Consider the following 22,200-nt stretch of genomic DNA (forward strand, 5'->3'; position numbering starts at 1 on the left):
AATGCCCGTATGGTGTGGGCGATGCTCACCAGCGGCGAGTGCTACCGGCCGCCAGCCTTGGCGGCCTGAACACTCAAACCATTTTCCAGGAGGCTCACCACAGGCAACGCGAAGCGCATGACGCGGCAGGGACCAATGGTCAGACCTGCGCCGGAGAATTCCGAGTAGCCCGATGGCGAGGATTTACGCCTCTCATCCGACAGAGAACCCGGCGCGCGCGAAGTCACCCTGCGGGCCCGAGAGCAAGTCAGCACGCTCTCACCAGAGGCCGGATATACGGATGCAACCTTGCTTCCCCTACCACCGCGCCAGCGCTTGCACTTTGGGAGGAGTCCATATACGGGCTACGGGGTGCCTGGTTTGGCGTAGGGTCCCAGATGCAGGCGCTGCATGTAGCGGTCGCGCAATTCGGTCTGTCTGCTGATCGCCGGCACTTCCTGGCCGTCGATGAAGACGCTGCGCGGGAAGCTGGTGGTTTCCAGCGGGTCGCCGTCCCACAGCACCACGTCGGCGATCTTGCCCGGCTCCAGACTGCCCAGGGTGCCGTCGACACCGTAGATGCGCGCCGGGTTGAGGGTGATCGCGGCCAGCGCGGCCTCGCGGTCCAGGCCCTGCGCGGCGGCGTTGCCGGCGAGCTGGCGCACGTTGCGCGCGTTGTGGCTGCTGAAGTCGTCGTCCAGGGCGAACGCCACCAGCACGCCGGCCTTCTGCAGCAGGGCGGCGGCATCGGCGCGCGCGGCGAGTGATTCGAAGTGCTGCGGCAGGTCCATGCGCGGATCCAGAATGACCGGTACCTGGTGTTCCGCCAGCGGCTTGGCCACCAGCCATGCTTCGGCGCCGCCGCGCACCACCAGCTTGATGCCGTTGTCCTCGGCGAACTTCAGCGCGGCGAGGATATCGCTGGCGCGGTTGAGGTAGAGCACCAGCGGCTCCTCGCCGGACAGCACCGGGCGCAGTGCTTCGATGTCCTCTGCCGTGAGCTGGCTCGGGTGCTCCGGATTGACCCGCGGCGTGCCGGCGCGGCGCACCTCGCCGAAGGCCTCGCGCAGGGAGGCCCAGGCGGCGGCGCGGGAGCCGCCGCTGAGCTTGGCGCCGGTCTCGCCGAGCTGGGCGTACATCGCCGCCTTCGGCTTGACCAGCCACTCCGACAGGCTGCCGAGCGAGATCACCGCGCCCTGGCCGGCGATGAGACTGCCGCCGCTGGCCGAGTCCGGCGCGCTGGCGGCGCGGGTCAGGCCCTCGACGCGGTTCACCGGGATCAGGGTGCTGCGCGGGTTGAAGGCGTCGGCGATGTCGAGCGCGGCGCTGTAGCGCGACTTCTTCGCCGCGCTGTCGTCGGATTCCTCGACGCCGTCGATCTCTTTGATGCCCAGCCCGGTATAGGCGTCGAACAAACCCGGCGTCACCGGCTTGCCGCCGGCGTCGATGACCCGGGCGCCCTGCGGCAGCGGCAGGTTCTCGCCGATCGCGTCGATGCGGCGGTCGCGGATGATGAGCGTGCCGTGGGCGATCACCCCGGCGCGGCCAGCGGTGTGGATCTCGGCATTGGTGATGGCGATGGTGCCGGCGGAGGCGATGCCGGGCAGCAGGGCGAGAAGACCAAGCGTCATTGTTTTCATTGCATGTCCTCCTCGCGGCCCAGGATGCCTAATTTGAAGTCACTCTCCGGCTGCGCCGCCGGATGCGCGCGGTCGTAGCGCTGCACACCGTCGATGTAGACCAGGTCGGCGTGGCTGTAGACCGAGAAGGGATCCTCGCTCCACACCACCACGTCGCCGTCCTTGCCGCTCTCCAGGGTGCCGACGCGGTCGGCCACGCCCAGGGCCTTGGCCGGGTTGGCGGTGATCCAGCGGATCGCCCGCTCGCGCGGGATGTCGAGGCCGGCGCGCCAGCCGGCGGCCATGGCCTTGCCGGCTTCCTGGTTGAGCCGCTGGATGCCGATGGGATCGTCGGAGTGAATGGTGGCGCAGGCGCCGGCGGCATCGACCATGGCGACGTTCTCGCGGATGCCGTCGTAGGCTTCCATCTTGAAGCCCCACCAGTCGGCCCACATCACCGCGCAGGTGTCGCTGGCTTTGAGCTGCGGCCCGATCTTGTAGGCCTCCACCGCGTGGTGGAAGGCGCTGATCTTGAACTTGAACTCCTGCGCCACGTCGAGCATGGTCGCCATCTGGTCGGCGCGGTAGCAGTGCATCTCCACCAGGATCTTGCCGTCCAGCACGTCGGCCAGGGTCTCCATGCCGATGTCGCGGTCCGGCGCGCTGCCGCCCTTCTTCCTCGCCGCGTCGCGCTTGGCCTTGTACTCGGTGGCCTTGGCGAAGGCCTCGCGGTAGCCGGCCACGTCGCCCATCCAGGTGGAGGGAAACTTGTGCTCGCTGCCGTAGACGCGCTTGGGGTTCTCGCCGCAGGCCATCTTCAGCACCTGCGGCGCGCCGGGGAATTTCATCTCCTGGTAGGTCGTCGCAGGCACGTTCTTGAGCAGGGTGCCGCGGCCGCCGATCAGGTTGGCCGAGCCCGGCAGGATCATCATCGAGGTGACGCCGCCCATGCGGGCCTGCTCGAAACCGGGGTCCTGCGGCCATACCGAGTGCTCCGACCAGACGTTCGGCGTGGTCGGGCTGGTGGCCTCGTTGCCGTCGGACATGGCCCACACCTCGGGCGAGGCGTAGACGCCCAGGTGGGAATGCGGATCGATGATGCCGGGCGTGACCCAGCGGCCCCGGGCGTCCACCACCACCGCCCCGGCGGGGCCGGCGATGCCCTTGCCGACCTGGGCGATCCTGTGGTCCTGGATCAGCACGTCGCCGTCGTCGATGCGGCTGCCGGTGCCGGTCAGGACGGTGGCGTGCTGGATCAGCACCGCGACCGCCGCCGGCGGCGCGTAGGTGGAGGAATAGGGCGCGCGCTGCGCATTGCCCTGGTCCTGCTGGCCGCAGGCGCTGGCCAGCAGTGCCGCCAGCGTGGCGGCGACAAGTTGCCGATGTGTCACGGAGTACCCCCAAGGCGGAATTTCGGGCCAGCTTAGCAGCCCGAATCCGCTCCGGGGCCGGTCCCCGGGAGCGCAGCGACAGGCCACCCTGTCTGATCGGACGATGCGGGGGTGGGCCTCCGAAGATATAATGCGCGCCATTCCCCGCTATTCCCACCACTGGTTGATTGAGCCCATGAGCGCCCACGATATCCGCGACGCCACGCGTCCCGACCCCGATGCCGTCCTCGTCCAGATTGCCGATTACGTCTGGAACCACAAGGGTTTTTCCGACGAGGCCCTGAGCACGGCGCGCTACTGCCTGATCGATACCCTGGGCTGCGGCCTGCAGGCGCTGATCTACACCGGCTGCACCAAGCTGATGGGACCGGTGGTCCCCGGCGCCACCATGAGCGGCGGCGCCCGCGTTCCCGGCACCAGCTACGAGCTGGACCCGGTGGCGGCGGCCTTCAACATCGGCTGCATGATCCGCTACCTGGATTTCAACGACACCTGGCTGGCGGCGGAGTGGGGCCACCCCTCCGACAACCTCGGCGGCATCCTCGCCGTGGCCGACTACCTCTCCCGCAAGAACGTGGCCGAAGGCAAGGCGCCGCTGACCCTGCGCACCGTGCTGGAAGGCATGATCATGGCGCACGAGATCCAGGGCGTGCTGGCCCTGGAGAACGGCTTCAACCGCGTCGGCCTGGACCACGTGCTGCTGGTGCGCGTCGCCTCCACCGCCGTCGTCACCAAGATGCTCGGCGGCACGCGCGATGAAGTCCTCACCGCCCTGACCCATGCCTTCGCCGACGGCGGCGCGCTGCGCACCTACCGCCACGCCCCCAACGCCGGTTCGCGCAAGTCCTGGGCCGCCGGCGACGCCACCTCGCGCGCCGTGCTGCTGGCGCTGCGCACCCTGCGCGGCGAAATGAACATCCCGACCGTGCTGAGCGCCAAGACCTGGGGCTTCCAGGATGCGCTGAACCGCGGCAAGGCCATCACCCTGGCCCGCCCGCTGGGCAGCTACGTGATGGAGAACGTGCTGTTCAAGATCAGCTTCCCGGCCGAATTCCACGCCCAGACGGCGGCGGAATGCGCCATGACCCTGCACCCGCAGGTCAAGGACCGCATCGACCAGATCAAGAAGATCACCATCCGCACCCATGAGTCGGCGATCCGCATCATCGACAAGCAGGGCAAGCTGGCCAACTTCGCCGACCGCGACCATTGCATCCAGTACATGACCGCCGTGCCGCTGATCTTCGGCCGTCTAGTGGCTTCCGATTACGAGGACGCGGTCGCCGCCGATCCGCGCATCGACGCCCTGCGCGAGAAGATGGTCTGCGTGGAAGACGCGCAGTTCACCAAGGACTACCTGGACGCCGACAAGCGCTCCATCGCCAACGGCATCACCGTCGAGTTCAACGACGGCAGCAAGCTGCCGGAAGTGCTGGTCGAGTACCCGATCGGCCATCGCCGCCGCCGCAAGGAAGGCATCCCGGTGCTGGTGGAGAAGTTCAAGAGCAACCTGGCGCTGAAGATCGCGCCGAAGAACACCGCGAAGATCCTGCACATCGCCGAAGACCAGGCCCGCCTGGAAGCGACGCCGGTGCAGGACTTCGTGTCGCTGTTCGTGGTCTGATCGAAAAACCGGGAAGCTGGAGGCATGGGACGTGACAGCGTAGGCGCGTCCCATGTCCTGCTCGAGCAGGGATTGAAGGCGCTGGCCCTGCCGGCGCAGCTGGCCGAGCCGCTGCTGGCCTACCTGGACGAGCTGCTGAAGTGGAATGCCGCCTACAACCTCACCTCCGTGCGCGAGCCGGGGGCGATGGTGACGCGGCACCTGCTCGACAGCCTGGTGCTGCAACCCTATATCCATGGTCCGCTGCTCGATGTCGGCAGCGGCGCCGGCCTGCCCGGCATCCCGCTGGCCATCGCCAATCCGGCGCTGGCCGTGACGGTGCTGGACAGCAACGGCAAGAAGGCGCGCTTCCTGCGCCACGCGGTGCGCACGCTGAAGCTGGGCAACGTGGCGGTGGTGGAAGCGCGGGTGGAGGACTACGCGCCGGCACAGCCGTTTGCGGCAATCACCTCGCGCGCCTTCACCTCGCTGGGCGATTTCTTCAGGCTGACCGACCACTTGCTGGCGCGGGACGGGCAATGGCTGGCGATGAAAGGTAAGCTCGACACCCAGGAAACGCAGGATCTGCCCGCGGGAGTCGGGATCGTGGACATCAAACAACTCAAAGTGCCGGGGCTCGCCGAAGCGCGCCACCTGGTCATCGCCGCGCGCTCGCACGCATGAGCCGCATCATCGCGGTCGCCAACCAGAAGGGCGGGGTGGGCAAGACCACCACCGCCATCAATCTGGCCGCCTCGCTGGCCGCGACCAAGCGCCGCGTGCTGCTGATCGACCTGGACGCCCAGGGCAACGCCACCATGGGCGTGGGCGTGGACAAGTACAAGCTGGCCAAGACCACGCGCGACGTGCTGCTGGAGAAGGCCAGGCCGGCGGACGTGATCCTGTTCCTGCCCAACCTGGGCTTCTCCGTCATGCCGGCCAACAGCGACATGACCGAGGCGGAGATCAAGCTGCGCGACGTCGCGGCCGGCGATTTCGCGCTGAAGCTGGCGCTGGAGCAGGTGGCCGCCGACTACGACTACATTTTCCTCGACTGTCCGCCGGCGCTGTCCAAGCTGACGGTCAATGCCTTCGTCGCCGCCGACGGCGTGCTGATCCCGATGCAGTGCGAGTACTACGCGCTGGAAGGCCTCACCGCCCTGGTCGACACCATCGAGAAAATCCGCCGGGTGATCAACCCCAGGCTGGAGATCGAGGGCCTGCTGCGCACCATGTACGACCCGCGCAACAACCTGGCCAACGACGTCTCGGCGCAGTTGCTCGAACATTTCGGCGACAAGGTCTACCGCACCATGGTGCCGCGCAACGTGCGCCTGGCCGAGGCGCCCAGCCACGGCCTGCCGGTGATTGGCTACGACCCGCTTTCCAGCGGCGCCAAGGCTTACCTCGCGCTGGCGGGCGAGGTGCTGCGGCGGCACGACGGCGGGCAGCTTCCCTTGGGCTGAGCGTGGCGCGCCGGCAGGCGCGCAAACCGGGATTGGTGCGGGAGCCGCGCCGGGTTACGCTGGACTCCAGCTACCCGCCGCGCGATGCGGCGGGAGAACGTAAAGCCGTCCCGAGCTGTCTCAACCATCGCATCCCTGCGGCAACTCCCACTCCCGGATACTGACTGCCATGTCCTACGTCGCGAAAAACCTGCTGCCGGGCGAAACCGTTCTCTGCACCGGCAGCCTGCACTGGATCATCTATCTGAAGCCGCTGCTGCTGGTGGCGTTCGGCGTGTTCCTGCTGGCGCTGCCGGCTTTCATGCAGGTACCCGAGAAGCTGTGGATCTGGGGGGCGGTGGCGATCGCCGTGGGCGGCCTCGCGGCAATCCCGGCGCTGCTCTCCGCCTGGTCCACCGAACTGGTGGTCACCTCGGTGCGCATCATCGCCAAGCACGGCCTGATCAGCCGCCGCACCACCGAGATGCTGCACCGCAAGATCGAGAGTCTGTCGGTGCACCAGAGCATTCCGGGGCGCCTGCTCAATTACGGCACCCTGGTGATCCATGGCACCGGCGGCGGCCAGGAGTCGATCCCCAACATCGCGCGGCCGCTGGATTTCCGCAATGCCGCCACGGCCGCCCAGTCCACCACGGGGAGCTGAGCCCGCTTGCGGGGCGCCAAAGCGGGGTAAACCTGCCCGCGCAATGGTCCTCATCAAGCCCCTTGCCGGGGCCCTTACTGGAAACTGGCAGGCGGAAACCGGAAACTAGCGGCCATGAGTACAAAGAAACGGGGACTTGGCCGGGGACTCGACGCGCTGCTTGGCAGCGTCGCACCGGCACCGGCGCAGGCCGAAACGGGCGAGGAACTGCGCGAACTGGAACTGGAACTGCTGGCCCCGGGCCGGCACCAGCCGCGCCGCAAGTTCGATCCGGAAGCCCTGCAATCGCTGGCCGATTCGATCCGCTCGCAGGGCGTGGTGCAGCCGATCGTGGCCCGCCCGCTGCCCAACGGCCGTTTCGAGATCGTCGCCGGCGAGCGCCGCTGGCGTGCGGCGAAGATGGCCGGGCTCAAGACCATCCCGACGGTGGTGCGGCAGATTCCCGACCGCACCGCCATGGCGGTGGCGCTGGTGGAGAACATCCAGCGCGCCGACCTGAACCCGCTGGAAGAAGCCGAGGCGCTGCGCCGCCTGATCGACGAATGCGGCCTGACCCATGAACTTACCGCCGAGGCGGTGGGCCGTTCGCGCGCGGCGGTGAGCAATCTGCTGCGCCTGCTCGACATGGAAGCCGAGGTGCAGGAGCTGGTGCGCGACGACAAACTGTCCCTGGGCCATGCCAAGGTGCTGCTGGCCGCGACCGGCGAGCGCCAGGTGGCGCTGGCGCGGCAGGTGGTGGAACAGCGCCTGTCGGTGCGCCAGACCGAACAACTATTGGCGCAGAAGCCGGGCGAGAAGCCGGCGCCCAGGGGCGCGGCGGGCAAACCCGCGCGCAGCCCGCTGGAACTGGAACTGAGCGAGCGCGTCGGCCTGCCGGTGCAGCTCAAGCAGAGTTCGGCCGGCCGCGGCCAGCTGACCATCGGCTTCGGCGACAAGCAGGAGCTGGAGCGGCTGCTGAAAATCCTGCGCTGAGTTTTGCCGGCGGCAGCGCTGCGCGCAGCGCCGGTTTGGCCCGGACGCAGCGAAAAATCCGGGCGGACTTCCGGCTTCACCCGGGGTGACGGTTAAGTTTCACTTAACATTCGATCTGTCCCACCCGGTTTCGAGCCGAAAAACATGACCATTGCCTACAAGACCGCTCTCATCACCGGCGCTTCCAGCGGCATCGGCGCCGCCTTCGCCGCGACCCTGGCCGCCGCCGGCTGCGACCTGATCCTGGTGGCGCGCTCCGCCAACAAGCTCAAGGCCATGGCGGAGCGGTTGTCGCAGCAGTACGGCCGGCGGGTGGAGGTGGTGGCGGCGGACCTCGCCACGGCCGCGCCCGGCGCCGGCCTGAAGAAAGCGGTGGATGCGCTCGGCCTGCGGGTGGATCTGCTGATCAACAACGCCGGCTTCGGCACCACCGGCCCGTTCGAGACGCTGGACCCGGGCCGCGAGCAGCAGGAAATACTGCTCAACGTCGGCGCGGTGGTGGACCTGTCGCGCAGTTTCCTGCCGCCGATGCTGGAAGCGAAGCGCGGCGCCATCGTCAATGTCGCCTCGATGGCGGCGTTCCAGCCGCTGCCCTTCATGGCGGTGTACGGCGCCACCAAGGCTTTCGTCTGGTCCTTCAGCGACGCCCTGTGGGGCGAGTGCCGCGGCCGCGGCGTGCATGTGATGGCGGTGTGCCCGGGGCCGGTGGATACGGCGTTCTTCGAGGCCACCGGCGACAGCCATCTGCGCGATACCGTACCCAAGGGCAGCGTGGTCAGCGCGCAGCTGGTGGTGGACGAGGCGCTGGCCGGCCTGCGCCGGCGCAATCGCCTGGTGATTCCGGGCGTTCTGAGCAAGGCCAGCTCGGTCTTCACGCGGCTGGCGCCGCGGCCCTGGCTGACGCTGGCGGTCGGAAAATTCATGAAACATTGAAAATTACCGGCGGATTCACGCTGTATCCGTTTTGACACATGCACTGCGACATTTCTTGATCGGGGTCAATGTTTGACCACCCTCGTTCCGTGCCGTTAAAATCGCAATCCCGCTGGTGCGTTTTCGCTAGGGGCGACGTAAACCAATCGTCACCGCGGGCTGATAGATAATGCGAACCCAATTGCGCGGTGCAGCGATCGCTCGGGCGGTATGCCTGGTGCAACTGGGGATACTCATAGTCGCCGCTGCAACGACTGGCGCGATATGGGGGAGACAGCAAGCGATCGCCGCGTTGTACGGCGGGCTGGTGGCTGTAATCCCCACGGCATATTTCGCCTATCGCGTGTTTGCGAGACGCAGGACCCAGGATCCGGGGCAGATGCTCGGCGCGTTTTACCTGGGGGAGTTCGGCAAGCTGGGCCTGACCGCCGTGATGTTCTGGCTGGGGGTGGGCTTGTTTGCAAAGCAGTTTTTGGCGCTGATGGTGACTTACGCCGCCTGCCTGCTGGCCTATTGGCTGGTGCTGGCCTGGCTGGGGTTTGACTGGACCGACGAGACGAAAGAGTTCTGATTTATGGCAGCAGCAGAAGCCCGCGAAGACTCAGGACAATATGTTCTGCACCACTTGACCAACCTCAAGCTGGATCTGCGGAGCATGAAGATCGATCCCGATGCCACTGGCTTCTGGGTCCTGAACATCGACAGCATCGCCTTCGCGGTGATCCTCGGTGCGCTGTTCCTGTTTTTCATGATCCGCGTCGGCCGCAAGGCCAACACGGGCGTGCCCAGCGGCTTCGAGAACTTCATCGAGATGGTGGTGGAGTTCGTGCAGGGCCAGGTCAAGGACATCTATCCGCACGCCAACTCGCTGGTGGCGCCGCTGGGCCTGACCATCTTCGCCTGGGTCCTGCTGATGAACTTCATGGACGTGGTGCCGATCGACTGGTTGCCCTACATCGGCGAGCACGCCTTCGGCCTGCACCACCTGCGCATCGTTCCCAGCACCGACATCAACATCACCTTCGGCCTGTCGCTGTCGGTGTTCGTGCTGATGTACATCTTCAGCTTCAAGTACAAGGGCGTGATCGGCCTGGGCAAGGAATTCCTGACCCACCCGTTCTTCATCCCGTCCGGCCCGCTGGTGGTGCTGAACGTGCTGCTGGTCCCGGTCAACGTGATCCTGCGCCTGGTCGAGGACATCGCCAAGCCGGTGTCGCTGGCACTGCGACTGTTCGGCAACCTGTTCGCCGGCGAGCTGATCTTCGTGCTGATCGCCATCATGGCGGGCCAGGCCTTCAACGGCACCGTCAGCGGTGCCGCCCTGGGCTTCGCCGGGTTCCTGACACAGCTGGTGTGGGCCGGATTCCACATGCTGGTCATCCCGCTGCAGGCTTTCGTCTTCATGATTCTCACCATCGTTTATCTCGCGTCCGCGGCGCAGAGCCACGGCGAAGACCACTAATTCCACCCACCGTCGTACCCACGTCTATACGTTCACAGGAGTTGCTTCAATGGAATACGCTCACATGCTGGCCCAAATCGACGCCTCGACCCTGCTCGCGGTCGGCCTCATCCTCGGCCTCGGCGGCGCCGGCACGGCCATCGGCTTCGGCCTGCTCGGCGGCAAGCTGATCGAAGGCACCGCGCGCCAGCCGGAACTCGGCGGCATGCTGCTCGGCCGCATGTTCCTGGTCGCCGGTCTGCTCGACGCCGTGACCTTCGTCGGTATCGGTATCGGCATGTTCTTCGTCTTCGCCAACCCGTTCGCGGCGGCGGTCAAGGCTGCGGCCGGCGGCTAATCGCCGAACAATCCTCCCGACGGGGTAGCAAGCGATGGATCTCAACGCAACTCTGCTCGTTCAGAGCTTCACCTTCCTGGTGTTCGTGTTCTTCATGTGGCGCTTGGCGTGGCCGCCGATCATCAAGGCCATGCAGGACCGCCAGGCGAAGATCGCCGACGGCCTTGCCGCGGCCGAGAAGGGCTCGAAGTCCCTGAACGACGCCGCGCTGAAGAGCGAAGAAGCGCTCAAGGTCGCCCGTGTCCAGGCGCAGGAGATCATCGGCGCCGCCAACAAGCAGGCGGCGCAGATCGTCGACCAGGCGCGCCAGGACGCGGAGTCGGAGAAGGCGCGCATCGTCGCCTCCGGCCACGCCGAAGTGGAGCGTGAAGTGACGCAGGCCAAGGACTCGCTGCGCAAGCAGGTGGGTGAGCTGGCGGTGGCCGGCGCTTCCCGCATCCTCAAGCGCGAGATCGACACCAAGGCCCACGCCGACGTGCTGAACGAACTGGCGGCGCAGGTCTAAGGTCCATGGCCGAACTGCACACTCTGGCGCGTCCGTACGCGAAAGCCGTTTTCGAACTGGCGCAGGAAGCCGGCGCGCTGCCGCGCTGGTCGGAAACGCTGAAGGCGCTGAGCACGGTGGTCGCCGACAGCCGCGTGTCCTCGCTGCTGAGCGATCCGCGCCTGTCCCGCAGCGAAGTGGTGGGGCTGCTGGGGCAGGTGCTGGGCGAGAAGCTCGATGCGCAGGGCCGCAATTTCCTCAGCCTGCTGGCCGAGAACAATCGCATCGCCGCGCTGCCGGCCATCGCCGACGAGTACGAGACGCTGCGCGCCGCGGCGGAGAAGCGGGTGGACGTGGAAATCACCACGGCCACTGCGGTTGCCGAAACGCAGCAGCAGGCCCTGATCGGTGCGATCCGCAAGCGGCTGTCGCGGGATGTGCAGGTGACGTGGAAGACCGACGCGGCGCTGGTGGCGGGTGCGGTGATCCGCGCCGGCGACCTGGTCATTGACGGCTCCATCGCGGGTGAACTGGCGCAGCTGCGCCAGGCTGTGATCACTAGTTGAAGTACGGGGCGTTGACGCGTCCCGCTGAACAGTTAACAAGCTGAGCAACTGAGCAAAACAACCATGCAACTGAATCCTTCCGAGATCAGCGAGCTGATCAAGGCCCGCATCAAGAACTTCGAGGCCGGCGCCGAAGCGCGCAATACCGGCATCATCGTCTCGCTGCAGGACGGCATCGTCCGTATCCACGGCCTGTCCGACGCGCTGCAGGGCGAAATGCTCGAGTTCCCGGCCAACGCCGGCGGCGAAGTCACCTACGGCCTGGCGCTGAACCTGGAGCGCGACTCCGTGGGCGCCGTGGTGCTGGGCGACTACAAGCATCTGGCGGAAGGCGACACGGTGAAGACCACCGGCCGCATTCTCGAAGTGCCGGTGGGCGAAGGCCTGCTCGGCCGCGTGGTCGATGCGCTCGGCCGTCCGATCGACGGCAAGGGCCCGGTCAAGGCTTCCGGCACCAGCCCGATCGAAAAGGTCGCGCCGGGCGTCATCACGCGCCAGTCGGTGACCCAGCCGGTGCAGACCGGCTACAAGTCGGTCGACTCGATGGTGCCGATCGGCCGCGGTCAGCGCGAGCTGATCATCGGCGACCGCCAGACCGGCAAGACCGCCCTAGCCGTCGACGCGATCATCAATCAGAAGACCACCGGCATCAAGTGCATCTACGTCGCGATCGGCCAGAAGGCCAGCTCGATCGCCAACGTGGTGCGCAAGCTGGAAGAGCATGGCGCGATGGCCCACACCATCATCGTCGCCGCCACCGCATCCGAAGCCGCCGCGCTGCAGTTCATCGCGCCGTACTCCGGCTGCACCATGGGCGAGTACTTCCGCGACAAGGGCGAAGACGCGCTGATCATTTACGACGATCTGTCCAAGCAGGCCGTGGCCTATCGCCAGGTCTCGCTGCTGCTGCGCCGCCCGCCGGGCCGCGAAGCGTTCCCCGGCGACGTGTTCTATCTCCATTCCCGCCTGCTGGAGCGCGCCGCGCGCGTCAACGAGGAATACGTGGAGAAGTTCACCAATGGCGCCGTCAAGGGCAAGACCGGCTCGCTCACCGCGCTGCCGATCATCGAGACCCAGGCCGGTGACGTGTCGGCCTTCGTGCCGACCAACGTGATCTCCATCACCGATGGCCAGATCTTCCTGGAAACCGACCTGTTCAACGCTGGTATCCGTCCCGCCATGAACGCCGGCATCTCGGTGTCGCGCGTCGGCGGCGCGGCCCAGACCAAGGTGATCAAGAAGCTCGGCGGCGGCGTGCGTCTGGCGCTGGCCCAGTACCGTGAGCTGGCTGCGTTCGCGCAGTTCGCCTCGGACCTGGACGAAGCCACCCGCAAGCAGCTCGAGCGCGGTCAGCGCGTCACGGAACTGATGAAGCAGAAGCAGTACGCGCCGCTGTCCGTCGGCCAGATGGCCGCCACCCTGTACGCGGTGGAAAAAGGCTACATCGACAAGGTGCCGGTGGAGAGCGTGCTGGCCTGGGAATCCGGCCTGCACCAGTTCCTCGCCGGCAGCCACAAGGGCACGCTGGACAAGGTCAACACCGGTGATTGGGACGGTGCCATCGAGGGCGAGCTGAAAGCCGCGATGGACGCCTACGTCAAGCAGTCCGCGATCTGATCCCGGAGCGATAGACAGTGGCCGGCGCAAAGGAAATCCGCACCAAGATCAAGAGCGTGAAGAACACGCAGAAGATCACGCGTGCGATGGAAAAAGTGGCGATGTCGAAGATGCGCAAGGCACAGGAGCGCATGATCAACGCGCGCCCCTATGCCGAGAAGATCCTGCGCACCGTCGGCCACCTGGCGCAGGCCAACCCGGAATACAAGCATCCGTTCCTGGTGGACCGCGCGGTCAGGCGCGTCGCCTTCATCGTGGTGTCGAGCGACCGCGGCCTGTGCGGCGGCCTCAACACCAACCTGTTCCGCGCCGCGGTGCGTTCCATCCGCGAGTGGAAGGAGAAGGGCGTCGAGGCCGAGTACGCGGTGTTCGGCAACAAGGCGGTGGCGTTCTTCAAGCGCGTCGGCGGCAAGGTGGTGGCGCAGACTTCGCACATGGGCGACAAGCCGCACCTGGAGCAGCTGCTCGGCACCATCAAGGTGGTGACCGACGCTTACCGCTCCGGCGAGGTGGATCGCGTGTTCCTGGTGTCGAACCAGTTCGTCAACACCATGACGCAGAAGCCGACCATCCGTCAGCTGCTGCCGCTGGCGGTGACGGCGGGCGAGGAAGGCGAGCGCAGCAGCGGCGGCTTCCCCTGGGACTACATCTACGAGCCGGACGCGCGCGAACTGCTCGACACGGTGCTGAGCCGTTATCTCGAATCACAGGTGTACCAGGCGGTGGTGGAAAACTCCGCTTCGGAGCAGTCGGCGCGCATGGTGGCGATGAAAGCCGCCACCGAGAACGCCGGCAAGATCATCAATAGTCTGCAGCTTGCATACAACAAGGCCCGCCAGGCCAGCATCACCAAGGAACTGGCGGAAATTGTCGGCGGCGCAGCAGCGGTTTAACGATACATACGCAACAGAATTGGGTAAGAGGACAAGCGATGAGCACCGGCAAGATTGTTCAGATCATCGGCGCAGTTATTGACGTCGAATTTCCGCGGGATGCGATCCCCAAGATTTACGACGCGCTGAAGATCGACGGCACCGCCCTGACGCTGGAAGTGCAGCAGCAGCTGGGCGACGGCATCGTGCGCACCATCGCGCTCGGCTCCTCCGACGGCCTCAAGCGCGGCCTGGTCGCGCACAACACCGGCGCGCCGATCTCGGTGCCGGTGGGCAAGGCCACCCTGGGCCGCATCATGAACGTGCTGGGCGAGCCGATCGACGAGGCCGGCGAAGTGAAGTCCGAGCACCACTGGGCCATCCACCGCGATGCGCCGAGCTATGAGGACCAGTCCGGCTCGACCGAACTGCTCGAAACCGGCATCAAGGTGATCGACCTGCTGTGCCCGTTCGCCAAGGGCGGCAAGGTCGGCCTGTTCGGCGGCGCCGGCGTGGGCAAGACGGTGAACATGCTGGAGCTGATCAACAACATCGCGACCGAGCATTCGGGCCTGTCGGTGTTCGCCGGCGTGGGCGAGCGTACCCGCGAGGGCAACGACTTCTACCACGAAATGTCCGACGCCAAGGTCATCGTGCGCGACAACCTGCCGGAATCGAAAGTGGCGATGGTGTACGGCCAGATGAACGAGCCGCCCGGCAACCGTCTGCGCGTGGCGCTGACCGGCCTGACCATGGCCGAGTACTTCCGCGACGAAGGCCGCGACGTGCTGTTCTTCGTCGACAACATCTACCGCTATACCCTGGCCGGCACCGAAGTGTCCGCGCTGCTCGGCCGTATGCCGTCGGCGGTGGGCTACCAGCCGACCCTGGCCGAGGAAATGGGCGTGCTGCAGGAGCGCATCACCTCCACCAAGAACGGCTCGATCACCTCGATCCAGGCCGTGTACGTGCCGGCGGACGACTTGACCGATCCGAGCCCGGCCACCACCTTCGCGCATCTGGATGCCACCGTGGTGCTGTCGCGCGACATCGCGGCCCTGGGTATCTACCCGGCCGTGGATCCGCTCGATTCCACCAGCCGCCAGCTCGATCCGAACGTGCTGGGCGCCGAGCACTACAACACCGCCCGCGACGTGCAGGGCGTGCTGCAGCGCTACAAGGAACTGAAGGACATCATCGCCATCCTGGGCATGGACGAGTTGTCGGAAGACGACAAGCGCGCCGTGGCCCGCGCGCGCAAGATCCAGCGCTTCCTGTCGCAGCCGTTCCATGTCGCCGAAGTGTTCACCGGCTCGCCGGGCAAGTACGTCTCGCTGAAGGAGACCATCCGCGGCTTCCGCGAGATCGTCGACGGCAAGCACGACGCGCTGCCGGAGCAGGCGTTCTACATGGTCGGCGGCATCGACGAAGCGGTCGAGAAGGCGAAGAAGGTCTGATCGGCCTCAAGTGACCAGCGCTAAGTGAGCACCATGAGCATCCACGTCGATATCGTCAGCGCCGAAGGCCAGATCCACGCGGGCGAGGCCAAGATGGTCTTCGCCCCGGCGGAAATGGGCGAAGTCGGCATCTCGCCGCGCCACGCCCCGCTGCTGACCCGGCTCAAGCCGGGTGCGGTGCGGGTGCAGACGGAGAGCGGCGAGGAACTGGCGTTCTTCGTCGGCGGCGGCATTCTCGAGGTGCAGCCGCACCTGGTGACGGTGCTGGCCGACACCGCCCTGCGCGCCAAGGACGTGGACGAAGCCGCCGCGGTCCAGGCCAAGCAGCGCGCCGAAGAAGCCATGAGCAACGCCAAGAGCGACATTGATCTCGCCCGCGCCCAGGCCGAGCTGGTCCAGGCGGCCGCGCTGATGCAGTTCCTCGACAAGATCAAGAAGAGACACTGAGTCCAAGCCGCCGCCCGCGCGAGCGGGCACGGCAAAGCTTTCACACGCCGCCTTCGGGCGGCGTTTTTATTGGTCGACTTCCTGAATGACCAGCAGCCACGCACTGCGTGATTTCCCAGCGGCCCGAAGGGCCGCGCAGGTGGTGCCGAGGGCGCGGGCGTTGAAGGTGAGGGCCACGAACACCCGGCCCACCAGGCCGCCGCTGACCTGCGCCATGGTGATTCCATGGCTCAGCCTGACAACACAGCCTGGCGCGATTCGTTCTGTTACAGGCTTTTGGACAAGCCGGCGCCCCGAACGGGCGATTTTGGGCGCGGACCACTATCATGGTCCCGTCATTTTCAAAGGATCAAGGATCACGGCATGAAGGTCCACGCCGTCATACTCGCCGCGGGACAGGGCACCCGCATGAAATCGGCCCTGCCCAAGGTGCTGCATCGTGTCGGCGGCACGCCGATGCTGGGGCATGTGCTGGCCGCGGCGCGGGCGGCCGAGGTCGGCGCCTGCCACGTGGTGCTGGGCCATGGCGCGGAGCAGGTGCGCGAGTGGCTGGGCGGCATGGGCGAGGGCATCGACACGGTGGTGCAGGCGCAGCAGCTGGGCACCGCCCACGCGGTGCAACAGGCCCTGCCGCAGGTGCCGGACAGCGCCGTGGTGCTGGTGCTCTACGGCGACGTGCCGCTGGTCTCCGCCGAAACCCTGCGCAAGCTGGTTGCGGCGGCGAAGGACGGCATGGCGGTGCTCACCGCCGAAGTGCCCGACCCCGCCGGCTACGGCCGCATGGTGCGCGACGCCAAGGGCCGCATCAGCGGCATCGTCGAGGACAAGGATGCGACGCCGCAGCAGCGCGCCATCACCGAGATCAATACCGGCCTGATGGCGGCGCAGGCGCGCCGGCTCAAGCGCTGGCTGTCGCATGTGAAGAACAACAACGCCAAGGGCGAGTTCTATCTCACCGACGCGGTGGCGCTGGCGGTGAAGGACGGCATCGAGGTGCAGAGCGTCGCCGCCGCCGGCATCGACGAGGTGGAAGGCGTCAACGACCGCGTGCAGCTGGCGCAGGTCGAGCGCCGCTACCAGCGCGCGCAGGTGCAGCGGCTGCAGCGGGATGGCCTGCACCTGGCCGATCCGGCGCGCTTCGATCTGCGCGGCTCGCTCAGCTTCGGCCGGGATGTGTTCATCGACGTCGGCTGCGTCCTGGAAGGCAAGGTGGCGCTCGGCGACAACGTCAGCATCGGCCCTTACTGCGTGCTGCGCGACGTGAAGCTGGATGCCGGCACGCGCGTCGACGCGCACTCGGTGCTGGATTCGGCCGAAGCCGGCAGGGATTGCCGCATCGGTCCTTTCGCGCGCCTGCGGCCCGGTGCGCAGCTTGCCGACCAGGTGCACATCGGCAATTTCGTCGAGATCAAGAAGAGCACGCTGGGCGAGGGCACCAAGGCCAATCACCTGGCGTACATCGGCGACGCCACGGTCGGCGCGCGGGTCAACATCGGCGCCGGCGTCATCACCTGCAACTACGACGGCGTCAACAAGCACGCCACCATCATCGGCGATGACGCCTTCATCGGCACCGACAGCCAGCTGGTGGCGCCGCTGATCGTCGGCCGCGGCGCCTACATCGCGGCCGGCAGCACCATCGCCAAGGATGCGCCGGAGGATGCCCTGACGGTGTGCCGGGCGCGCGAGCAGAAGTCCTTCCCCGGCTGGAAGAAGCCGGCGAAGAAACGCTGACGTGAAGCAGTAGGGCGGCCCGTGGCCGCCAGCTGTTCGATTCGGCCGTGGCGCGGTGGCGGGCACGGCCCGCCCTACAACGGCTGCCGCGACGCGGCAAGCCGGTGGTTATCCACAGACCCTAGTAAAATAGGGGGATCGAGGCCCATGCTCCCGCCTGGGCCCCTCTTCAGGACCTTGTTCCATGTGCGGAATCGTCGGCGCCGTCGCGCAACGCAATATCACCCCCATCCTGCTGGAAGGCCTGCGCCGGCTCGAATATCGCGGCTATGACTCGGCCGGCATCGCGGTGCTGGACCGCGGCCGTGTCGGCCTGCGCCGCGCCGTGGGCAAGGTGGCGCAGCTGGAAGCCAAGCTCGCCGTCGACCCGTTGAACGGCCAGCTCGGCATCGCCCACACGCGCTGGGCCACCCATGGCGGCGTCACCGAGGCCAACGCCCATCCGCATGTGTCCGGCGACCGCGTGGCGGTGATCCACAACGGCATCATCGAGAATTACGAGCCGCTCAAGGCCGAGCTGCAGGCCAAGGGCTATGTCTTCAAGTCGGAGACCGATACCGAGGTCATCGCCCACCTGGTGCACGACAACCTCAAGCAGGGCGTGGGCCTGGCGGAAGCGGTGCGCGAGGCGGTGCGCCGCTTCACCGGGGCTTATGCCATCGTGGTATTCGACGCGCAGGCGCCGGACCGGTTCGTCGTCGCGCGCATCGCCAGCCCGCTGGTGATCGGCCTGGGCTTCGGCGAGAACTTCGTCGCCAGCGATGTCTCCGCCTTGCTGCCGGTGACGCAGCGCTTCATCTACATGGAAGAAGGCGATATCGCCGAGATCACGCGCGAGGCCGTGTACATCTTCGGCGCCGACGGCCACAAGCGCGAGCGCAAGGTGCACGATATCGCCCAGCGCCCGGAAGCCGCCGAGAAGGGGCAGTACCGCCACTTCATGCTCAAGGAAATCTTCGAGCAGCCGGAGGCCCTGGTCGCCACCCTGGGCGGCCGCATCGCCAATCACCACGTGCTGCCGGAGTCGCTCGGGCCGCGCGCCGCCGAGTTGCTGGGGCGGGCGCGCAATATCCATATCGTCGCCTGCGGCACCAGCTATCACGCCGGCCTCGTCGCCAAGTACTGGATCGAGGAACTGGCCAGGCTGCCGTGCAGCGTCGAGCTGGCCAGCGAGTACCGCTACCGCACGGTGAATGTGCCGGCCGATACGCTGTTCGTGACGCTGTCGCAGTCCGGTGAAACCGCCGATACCCTGGCGGCGCTGCGCTATGCACGCCATGCCGGCTATGTGGCGCTGCTGACCATCTGCAATTCGGCGCAGAGCTCGATGGTGCGCGAGTCCGACCTGGTGATGCTGACCCATGCCGGTCCCGAGATCGGCGTGGCCAGCACCAAGGCTTTCACCACGCAGCTGCTGGCGGTGCTGATCGTGGCGGCGATGCTGGGCCGCTACAACGGGCTTTCAAAGGAACAGGAAGCGGAGGTGGTGCGCCAGCTCTACAGCGCGGCGGGCACGGTGGAAAAAGCGCTGGAAATGGATCCCGCGATCCAGAAGCTCGCCGAGCTGTTCGTGGAGAAGCACCACACGCTGTTCCTGGGCCGCGGCCCGATGTTCCCGGTGGCCCTGGAAGGCGCGCTCAAGCTGAAGGAAATTTCCTACATCCACGCCGAGGGTTATGCGGCCGGCGAGCTGAAGCACGGCCCGCTGGCGCTGATCGACGAGGACATGCCGGTGGTGGTGGTGGCGCCGAACAACGACCTGCTGGACAAGCTGAAGTCCAACATCCAGGTGGTGCGCGCGCGCGGCGGGCAGTTGTTCGTGATGGCCGACGTTGCTACCGGGCTGACGGATGAGCCCGGCACCACGGTGATTCCGATGCCGCACGCCGATACCTACATTGCGCCGATCGTCTACACCGTACCGCTACAGTTGTTGGCTTACCACGTGGCAGTGCTCAAGGGCACGGACGTGGACCAGCCGCGTAATCTGGCCAAGTCCGTCACCGTCGAGTAGACGGCGGCGGGATGAGGCCATGATTACAAACAATAAAGTCTGTCGGATCGCAATAAAGTCTGTCGGAAAAACCTAACTAAACTTTAGTTGGCGACAGTCTCTTTTGCTTTGTAAATCACTTAGTTGCTATTAACCAAATCGCGTGCCAGGAAATAACGCAATAAGGTCTGTCGATTAATCTGTGTGTTTTGAGGCCCATTTTTCGGTGGAATTCCAGGCTTTACGCGTCTGTTCAACGTAATTGAATCTGTAGATGAGCGATTAAGGCCGCTGAAGCAGCTTTGAAGCAATTGTCTTTGAGATTCGCGTGGCGGAGTGTCAGAAGGTTGGAGCCGCAGTCTGGAGTGTTTGGAGTCGTGGTCAATTAAAGGCCTCGCGTACTCAAACAGGCAATAGGTTCGGGCCAGCACCAGGGTGACATCTCGAACACGGCATTGTTGCCCATGTGCAACGTTTCGTGGACCGATTCAGCCAGAAATTGGTACTGAGTCAGCATCGCCCAATCTGCATGGCTACAGAGCGCGGAATCAACTCGTAACTATCAGACTGGAAGGATCCCAAGACTGACGTCCGATGAACCTGCTCAACAAGGGCACAGCAAAGCAATAGCCGAATAGCTGAACTGCCCTTTCTCGAGAGATTATTTTGGCGGAGTGAGGAGTTTGTGATTCCAAATATTGCCGCACAATTTGGACATCGCTGACTTCCATTTCAAACTTAGGATTGGAGGCTATAGCTTCAAATGTCACTTCGTCTCCCGCCATAACTTGACTCAGCTGCTTGGCAGTCCTGTACTCATTGATCGATATTGTCCGCGTCCCTCTGAACATAATGGTCTGTGCAACCCGTTCCGCGATCGCGCGCACCGCATCAATAAAACTGATCAGAAAGACGAGTGTGCGTACAAAGTCGCTTCCCCCAAGCCCCGCACCCTTGCTCACTGATATTCTGTTCCCTTCGACTTCCAAGGCAATATCGAGAGACCATCCCTTTTCAAGGCGGTCTAGCAGCAATTTGAGCTGACTGTAATAACTGAGCGTAAGGATATTCCGACCATTCCACAGTGTGGAATCGAACTTTAGTTCCAACGCTGGGGGTTCCTTTCCGGAGAGGGCATGGCCGTAATGAATCGACAGAATGCCGCCGCAAGATTTCCCATCGAACGCGACATACGCAGTGCCAGCAGAGATTTCTCCAACAGCTTCTTCGAAGGGGTCGCGAAGCCCGCCATCAGGACTGCACAACCATAACTTGGTCTTGGCGACTTGCTTGGTTGACTTCATCTCGAACATGCCTTTGCCAGGCAGCCTCAGCTCCTCAAATAGCTCCGACCCCTCCAATCTGATCGCGTCTGCATCGATTCGAAGATCTTCTCCTCTTTCAAAAAGCAGGCGTAGCTTTTCTGCATACTCGGCTGCGCGGTCCGGCTGAACCTTCAAGGTAAACGAGACATCCTCCTTAGCTCTTACCTCTATGCATGTCGCCTTATCGCCATATGAAGTCGTAATGGAGAACCGCGGATCCACTGACTCAAGACGCGCTGCATAGGCCTGATGTACATTTGCGATGCCATCCTCAGAGAAGCGCTTCGGCATGCTTCCCATCATTGCCACGACATTATCGAAGGCGTCTTGCTTGCTGGGCAGGCGCCTGCCAATTTCATCATCGGCAAGCCGTTCAGCCTCCGTCTTCCAAGATCTTAGTAAAGAAGGCGGGTACCTTTCCTCGTCTTGATCGATCTTGGTCGAGCACGGCTGACACAACCAAACACCATTGCCGAATGATTTTCGTTCTTGTGCCGACATTGAGGCGTCATATCGAGGACCCTTGGCAGCCGCACCTGCGATATGTGCAGCGATTCCAATGTTAACGTACCTCTGCCTGGTCGCTTTTGTCGAGGGGCCAGAGGTTTGCACGCGGCAGCCAGGGTTTGAGCATCGTCCCGCAACCCTTTCGCGCAACATTTGCTTAGTCAGGTCATTGAATTCGTCTCTCGCCATTAAACGTACTCGTGCACTTCTGCGTCTGATGTCATCCGAATTGCCGGTTCACTCCGGTCATCGCTAATCTATAGGTCAGCATGCGTTGGCTGACGCCGAAAGCCAATGCAGCGTCGGGTAGATCCAAACCGCGGCGTTTGATTGAAATCAAGGCTTCCCGTGGTAGCAAAAGGCATCCTGACAACCAGTCCGCCTCCTCTTCCTGCGCCTTATCGTATTCATGGACAAGCATTAGCCCAGTTGCCGAAAATTCGATTTCCCGCGGCTTATGCGCCCGGATTCGATGAGCAAGTTCATGCATGAGATCGCTAGCCTGTCGGCCTGCGGAGTGCGAGGTATTCAATATCACCACGGACTTTCCACTCTCGACAATAGTGACGGCTGACCAGCAGCTCGCTGTCTTGCCGTCGTTGCGGAGCAAGATAGCCAACATCTCACTAGTGATACCAGGGATATCCGCAGGCTTCCAAACACGAATCCCTAGATTTTGAGCGAGATTGTATGGATCCAACGGGTCACTCGCACTCAGCCCGAGTTCCACCCGCTTTTGGGCAGCGTAGCGCTCACACCACGTTTTGAATCCGCGTTCGAACACGACGTAATT

The 22,200-nt window shown here is 64.9% G+C and carries 22 protein-coding genes; 17 read left to right on the top strand and 5 right to left on the bottom strand.

Translation table 11 applies throughout. The features are described 5' to 3' along the window. Positions 1 to 344 precede the first annotated feature (344 nt). Positions 345 to 1,619 (bottom strand): amidohydrolase family protein, encoded by a 1,275-nt coding sequence (locus tag BP26_RS0109890; RefSeq protein WP_036516510.1) that lies wholly within the window; start codon positions 1,617 to 1,619, stop codon positions 345 to 347. Next, positions 1,616 to 2,989, bottom strand: a complete 1,374-nt coding sequence (locus BP26_RS0109895) for an amidohydrolase (RefSeq protein ID WP_029920421.1) — start codon at positions 2,987 to 2,989, stop codon at positions 1,616 to 1,618. Before BP26_RS0109895 ends, BP26_RS0109890 begins: the two co-directional genes overlap by 4 nt. 175 nt (positions 2,990 to 3,164) lie before the next feature. Between BP26_RS0109895 and BP26_RS0109900 the strand changes: the two genes are divergently transcribed. From BP26_RS0109900 to BP26_RS0109970, 15 genes are all read left to right on the top strand, one after another. Then, positions 3,165 to 4,613, top strand: coding sequence for a bifunctional 2-methylcitrate dehydratase/aconitate hydratase (locus tag BP26_RS0109900; protein WP_029920422.1), 1,449 nt, complete (start codon positions 3,165 to 3,167; stop codon positions 4,611 to 4,613). A gap of 24 nt (positions 4,614 to 4,637) precedes the next feature. Continuing rightward, positions 4,638 to 5,276 carry a 16S rRNA (guanine(527)-N(7))-methyltransferase RsmG gene (rsmG, locus tag BP26_RS0109905; RefSeq protein ID WP_029920423.1) on the top strand — a complete coding sequence of 213 codons (639 nt, stop codon included), beginning with the start codon at positions 4,638 to 4,640 and terminating at the stop codon, positions 5,274 to 5,276. Next, complete coding sequence (locus BP26_RS0109910) at positions 5,273 to 6,058, top strand: ParA family protein (RefSeq protein ID WP_029920424.1); 786 nt, start codon at positions 5,273 to 5,275, stop codon at positions 6,056 to 6,058. The genes rsmG and BP26_RS0109910 overlap by 4 nt, the downstream gene beginning before the upstream one ends. Positions 6,059 to 6,227: 169 nt before the next feature. After that, complete coding sequence (locus BP26_RS0109915; RefSeq protein ID WP_029920425.1) at positions 6,228 to 6,701, top strand: PH domain-containing protein; 474 nt, start codon at positions 6,228 to 6,230, stop codon at positions 6,699 to 6,701. A gap of 114 nt (positions 6,702 to 6,815) precedes the next feature. Continuing rightward, complete coding sequence (locus BP26_RS0109920; RefSeq protein WP_029920426.1) at positions 6,816 to 7,673, top strand: ParB/RepB/Spo0J family partition protein; 858 nt, start codon at positions 6,816 to 6,818, stop codon at positions 7,671 to 7,673. 144 nt (positions 7,674 to 7,817) lie between these two features. Beyond that, a complete protein-coding gene (locus BP26_RS0109925; protein WP_029920427.1) occupies positions 7,818 to 8,606 on the top strand; it encodes an SDR family NAD(P)-dependent oxidoreductase in 789 nt (262 codons plus the stop codon). Between the two features lie 169 nt (positions 8,607 to 8,775). After that, on the top strand, positions 8,776 to 9,177 hold the full coding sequence (locus BP26_RS0109930; RefSeq protein WP_051748798.1) for an ATP synthase subunit I: 402 nt from the start codon (positions 8,776 to 8,778) through the stop codon (positions 9,175 to 9,177). Positions 9,178 to 9,180: 3 nt separating this feature from the next. Beyond that, positions 9,181 to 10,068 carry a F0F1 ATP synthase subunit A gene (gene atpB, locus BP26_RS0109935; RefSeq protein WP_051748799.1) on the top strand — a complete coding sequence of 296 codons (888 nt, stop codon included), beginning with the start codon at positions 9,181 to 9,183 and terminating at the stop codon, positions 10,066 to 10,068. Between the two features lie 49 nt (positions 10,069 to 10,117). Continuing rightward, positions 10,118 to 10,405: a F0F1 ATP synthase subunit C gene (gene atpE / locus BP26_RS0109940; protein ID WP_029920430.1), complete on the top strand. Its 288-nt coding sequence runs from the start codon at positions 10,118 to 10,120 to the stop codon at positions 10,403 to 10,405. 34 nt (positions 10,406 to 10,439) lie between these two features. Continuing rightward, positions 10,440 to 10,910, top strand: coding sequence for a F0F1 ATP synthase subunit B (locus BP26_RS0109945; protein ID WP_029920431.1), 471 nt, complete (start codon positions 10,440 to 10,442; stop codon positions 10,908 to 10,910). A gap of 5 nt (positions 10,911 to 10,915) precedes the next feature. Beyond that, a complete protein-coding gene (locus BP26_RS0109950; protein WP_029920432.1) occupies positions 10,916 to 11,455 on the top strand; it encodes a F0F1 ATP synthase subunit delta in 540 nt (179 codons plus the stop codon). A 63-nt stretch (positions 11,456 to 11,518) separates the two neighbouring features. After that, entirely contained in the window at positions 11,519 to 13,072 is a 1,554-nt protein-coding gene (gene atpA, locus BP26_RS0109955; protein ID WP_029920433.1) for a F0F1 ATP synthase subunit alpha, read from the top strand. 17 nt (positions 13,073 to 13,089) lie between these two features. Then, positions 13,090 to 13,965 (top strand): F0F1 ATP synthase subunit gamma, encoded by an 876-nt coding sequence (gene atpG / locus BP26_RS0109960; RefSeq protein WP_029920434.1) that lies wholly within the window; start codon positions 13,090 to 13,092, stop codon positions 13,963 to 13,965. A 38-nt stretch (positions 13,966 to 14,003) separates the two neighbouring features. Continuing rightward, positions 14,004 to 15,401: a F0F1 ATP synthase subunit beta gene (gene atpD, locus BP26_RS0109965; protein ID WP_029920435.1), complete on the top strand. Its 1,398-nt coding sequence runs from the start codon at positions 14,004 to 14,006 to the stop codon at positions 15,399 to 15,401. A gap of 33 nt (positions 15,402 to 15,434) precedes the next feature. Beyond that, positions 15,435 to 15,848 carry a F0F1 ATP synthase subunit epsilon gene (locus BP26_RS0109970; RefSeq protein WP_029920436.1) on the top strand — a complete coding sequence of 138 codons (414 nt, stop codon included), beginning with the start codon at positions 15,435 to 15,437 and terminating at the stop codon, positions 15,846 to 15,848. Positions 15,849 to 15,914: 66 nt separating this feature from the next. Here BP26_RS0109970 and BP26_RS29395 read toward each other — a convergent pair whose 3' ends face one another. Then, positions 15,915 to 16,064, bottom strand: coding sequence for a hypothetical protein (locus BP26_RS29395; protein WP_157572452.1), 150 nt, complete (start codon positions 16,062 to 16,064; stop codon positions 15,915 to 15,917). Positions 16,065 to 16,211: 147 nt separating this feature from the next. Between BP26_RS29395 and glmU the strand changes: the two genes are divergently transcribed. Both glmU and glmS read left to right on the top strand, forming a co-directional pair. After that, entirely contained in the window at positions 16,212 to 17,582 is a 1,371-nt protein-coding gene (gene glmU / locus BP26_RS0109980) for a bifunctional UDP-N-acetylglucosamine diphosphorylase/glucosamine-1-phosphate N-acetyltransferase GlmU (protein ID WP_029920437.1), read from the top strand. Between the two features lie 184 nt (positions 17,583 to 17,766). Next, positions 17,767 to 19,596, top strand: coding sequence for a glutamine--fructose-6-phosphate transaminase (isomerizing) (gene glmS / locus BP26_RS0109985; protein WP_029920438.1), 1,830 nt, complete (start codon positions 17,767 to 17,769; stop codon positions 19,594 to 19,596). 527 nt (positions 19,597 to 20,123) lie between these two features. On the opposite strand, the gene BP26_RS0109990 is transcribed toward glmS, so the two are convergent. Then, entirely contained in the window at positions 20,124 to 21,401 is a 1,278-nt protein-coding gene (locus tag BP26_RS0109990; RefSeq protein ID WP_157572453.1) for a hypothetical protein, read from the bottom strand. Positions 21,402 to 21,627: 226 nt separating this feature from the next. Next, positions 21,628 to 22,191 carry an ImmA/IrrE family metallo-endopeptidase gene (locus tag BP26_RS0109995; RefSeq protein WP_211254885.1) on the bottom strand — a complete coding sequence of 188 codons (564 nt, stop codon included), beginning with the start codon at positions 22,189 to 22,191 and terminating at the stop codon, positions 21,628 to 21,630. Between the last annotated feature and the right edge of the window lie 9 nt (positions 22,192 to 22,200).

The organism is Nevskia soli DSM 19509, assembly GCF_000711955.1.
GTDB lineage: Bacteria > Pseudomonadota > Gammaproteobacteria > Nevskiales > Nevskiaceae > Nevskia > Nevskia soli.

Excerpts from the sequence above, each read along its gene's own strand:
- BP26_RS0109890 (WP_036516510.1), bottom strand. The coding sequence starts at position 1,619 with ATGAAAACAATGACGCTTGGTCTTCTCGCCCTGCTGCCCGGCATCGCC.
- BP26_RS0109900 (WP_029920422.1), top strand. The coding sequence starts at position 3,165 with ATGAGCGCCCACGATATCCGCGACGCCACGCGTCCCGACCCCGATGCC.
- rsmG (WP_029920423.1), top strand. The coding sequence starts at position 4,638 with ATGGGACGTGACAGCGTAGGCGCGTCCCATGTCCTGCTCGAGCAGGGA.
- BP26_RS0109910 (WP_029920424.1), top strand. The coding sequence starts at position 5,273 with ATGAGCCGCATCATCGCGGTCGCCAACCAGAAGGGCGGGGTGGGCAAG.
- BP26_RS0109915 (WP_029920425.1), top strand. The coding sequence starts at position 6,228 with ATGTCCTACGTCGCGAAAAACCTGCTGCCGGGCGAAACCGTTCTCTGC.
- BP26_RS0109920 (WP_029920426.1), top strand. The coding sequence starts at position 6,816 with ATGAGTACAAAGAAACGGGGACTTGGCCGGGGACTCGACGCGCTGCTT.
- BP26_RS0109925 (WP_029920427.1), top strand. The coding sequence starts at position 7,818 with ATGACCATTGCCTACAAGACCGCTCTCATCACCGGCGCTTCCAGCGGC.
- BP26_RS0109930 (WP_051748798.1), top strand. The coding sequence starts at position 8,776 with ATGCGAACCCAATTGCGCGGTGCAGCGATCGCTCGGGCGGTATGCCTG.
- atpB (WP_051748799.1), top strand. The coding sequence starts at position 9,181 with ATGGCAGCAGCAGAAGCCCGCGAAGACTCAGGACAATATGTTCTGCAC.
- atpE (WP_029920430.1), top strand. The coding sequence starts at position 10,118 with ATGGAATACGCTCACATGCTGGCCCAAATCGACGCCTCGACCCTGCTC.
- BP26_RS0109945 (WP_029920431.1), top strand. The coding sequence starts at position 10,440 with ATGGATCTCAACGCAACTCTGCTCGTTCAGAGCTTCACCTTCCTGGTG.
- BP26_RS0109950 (WP_029920432.1), top strand. The coding sequence starts at position 10,916 with ATGGCCGAACTGCACACTCTGGCGCGTCCGTACGCGAAAGCCGTTTTC.
- atpA (WP_029920433.1), top strand. The coding sequence starts at position 11,519 with ATGCAACTGAATCCTTCCGAGATCAGCGAGCTGATCAAGGCCCGCATC.
- atpD (WP_029920435.1), top strand. The coding sequence starts at position 14,004 with ATGAGCACCGGCAAGATTGTTCAGATCATCGGCGCAGTTATTGACGTC.
- BP26_RS0109970 (WP_029920436.1), top strand. The coding sequence starts at position 15,435 with ATGAGCATCCACGTCGATATCGTCAGCGCCGAAGGCCAGATCCACGCG.
- BP26_RS29395 (WP_157572452.1), bottom strand. The coding sequence starts at position 16,064 with ATGGCGCAGGTCAGCGGCGGCCTGGTGGGCCGGGTGTTCGTGGCCCTC.
- glmU (WP_029920437.1), top strand. The coding sequence starts at position 16,212 with ATGAAGGTCCACGCCGTCATACTCGCCGCGGGACAGGGCACCCGCATG.
- glmS (WP_029920438.1), top strand. The coding sequence starts at position 17,767 with ATGTGCGGAATCGTCGGCGCCGTCGCGCAACGCAATATCACCCCCATC.
- BP26_RS0109990 (WP_157572453.1), bottom strand. The coding sequence starts at position 21,401 with ATGTCGGCACAAGAACGAAAATCATTCGGCAATGGTGTTTGGTTGTGT.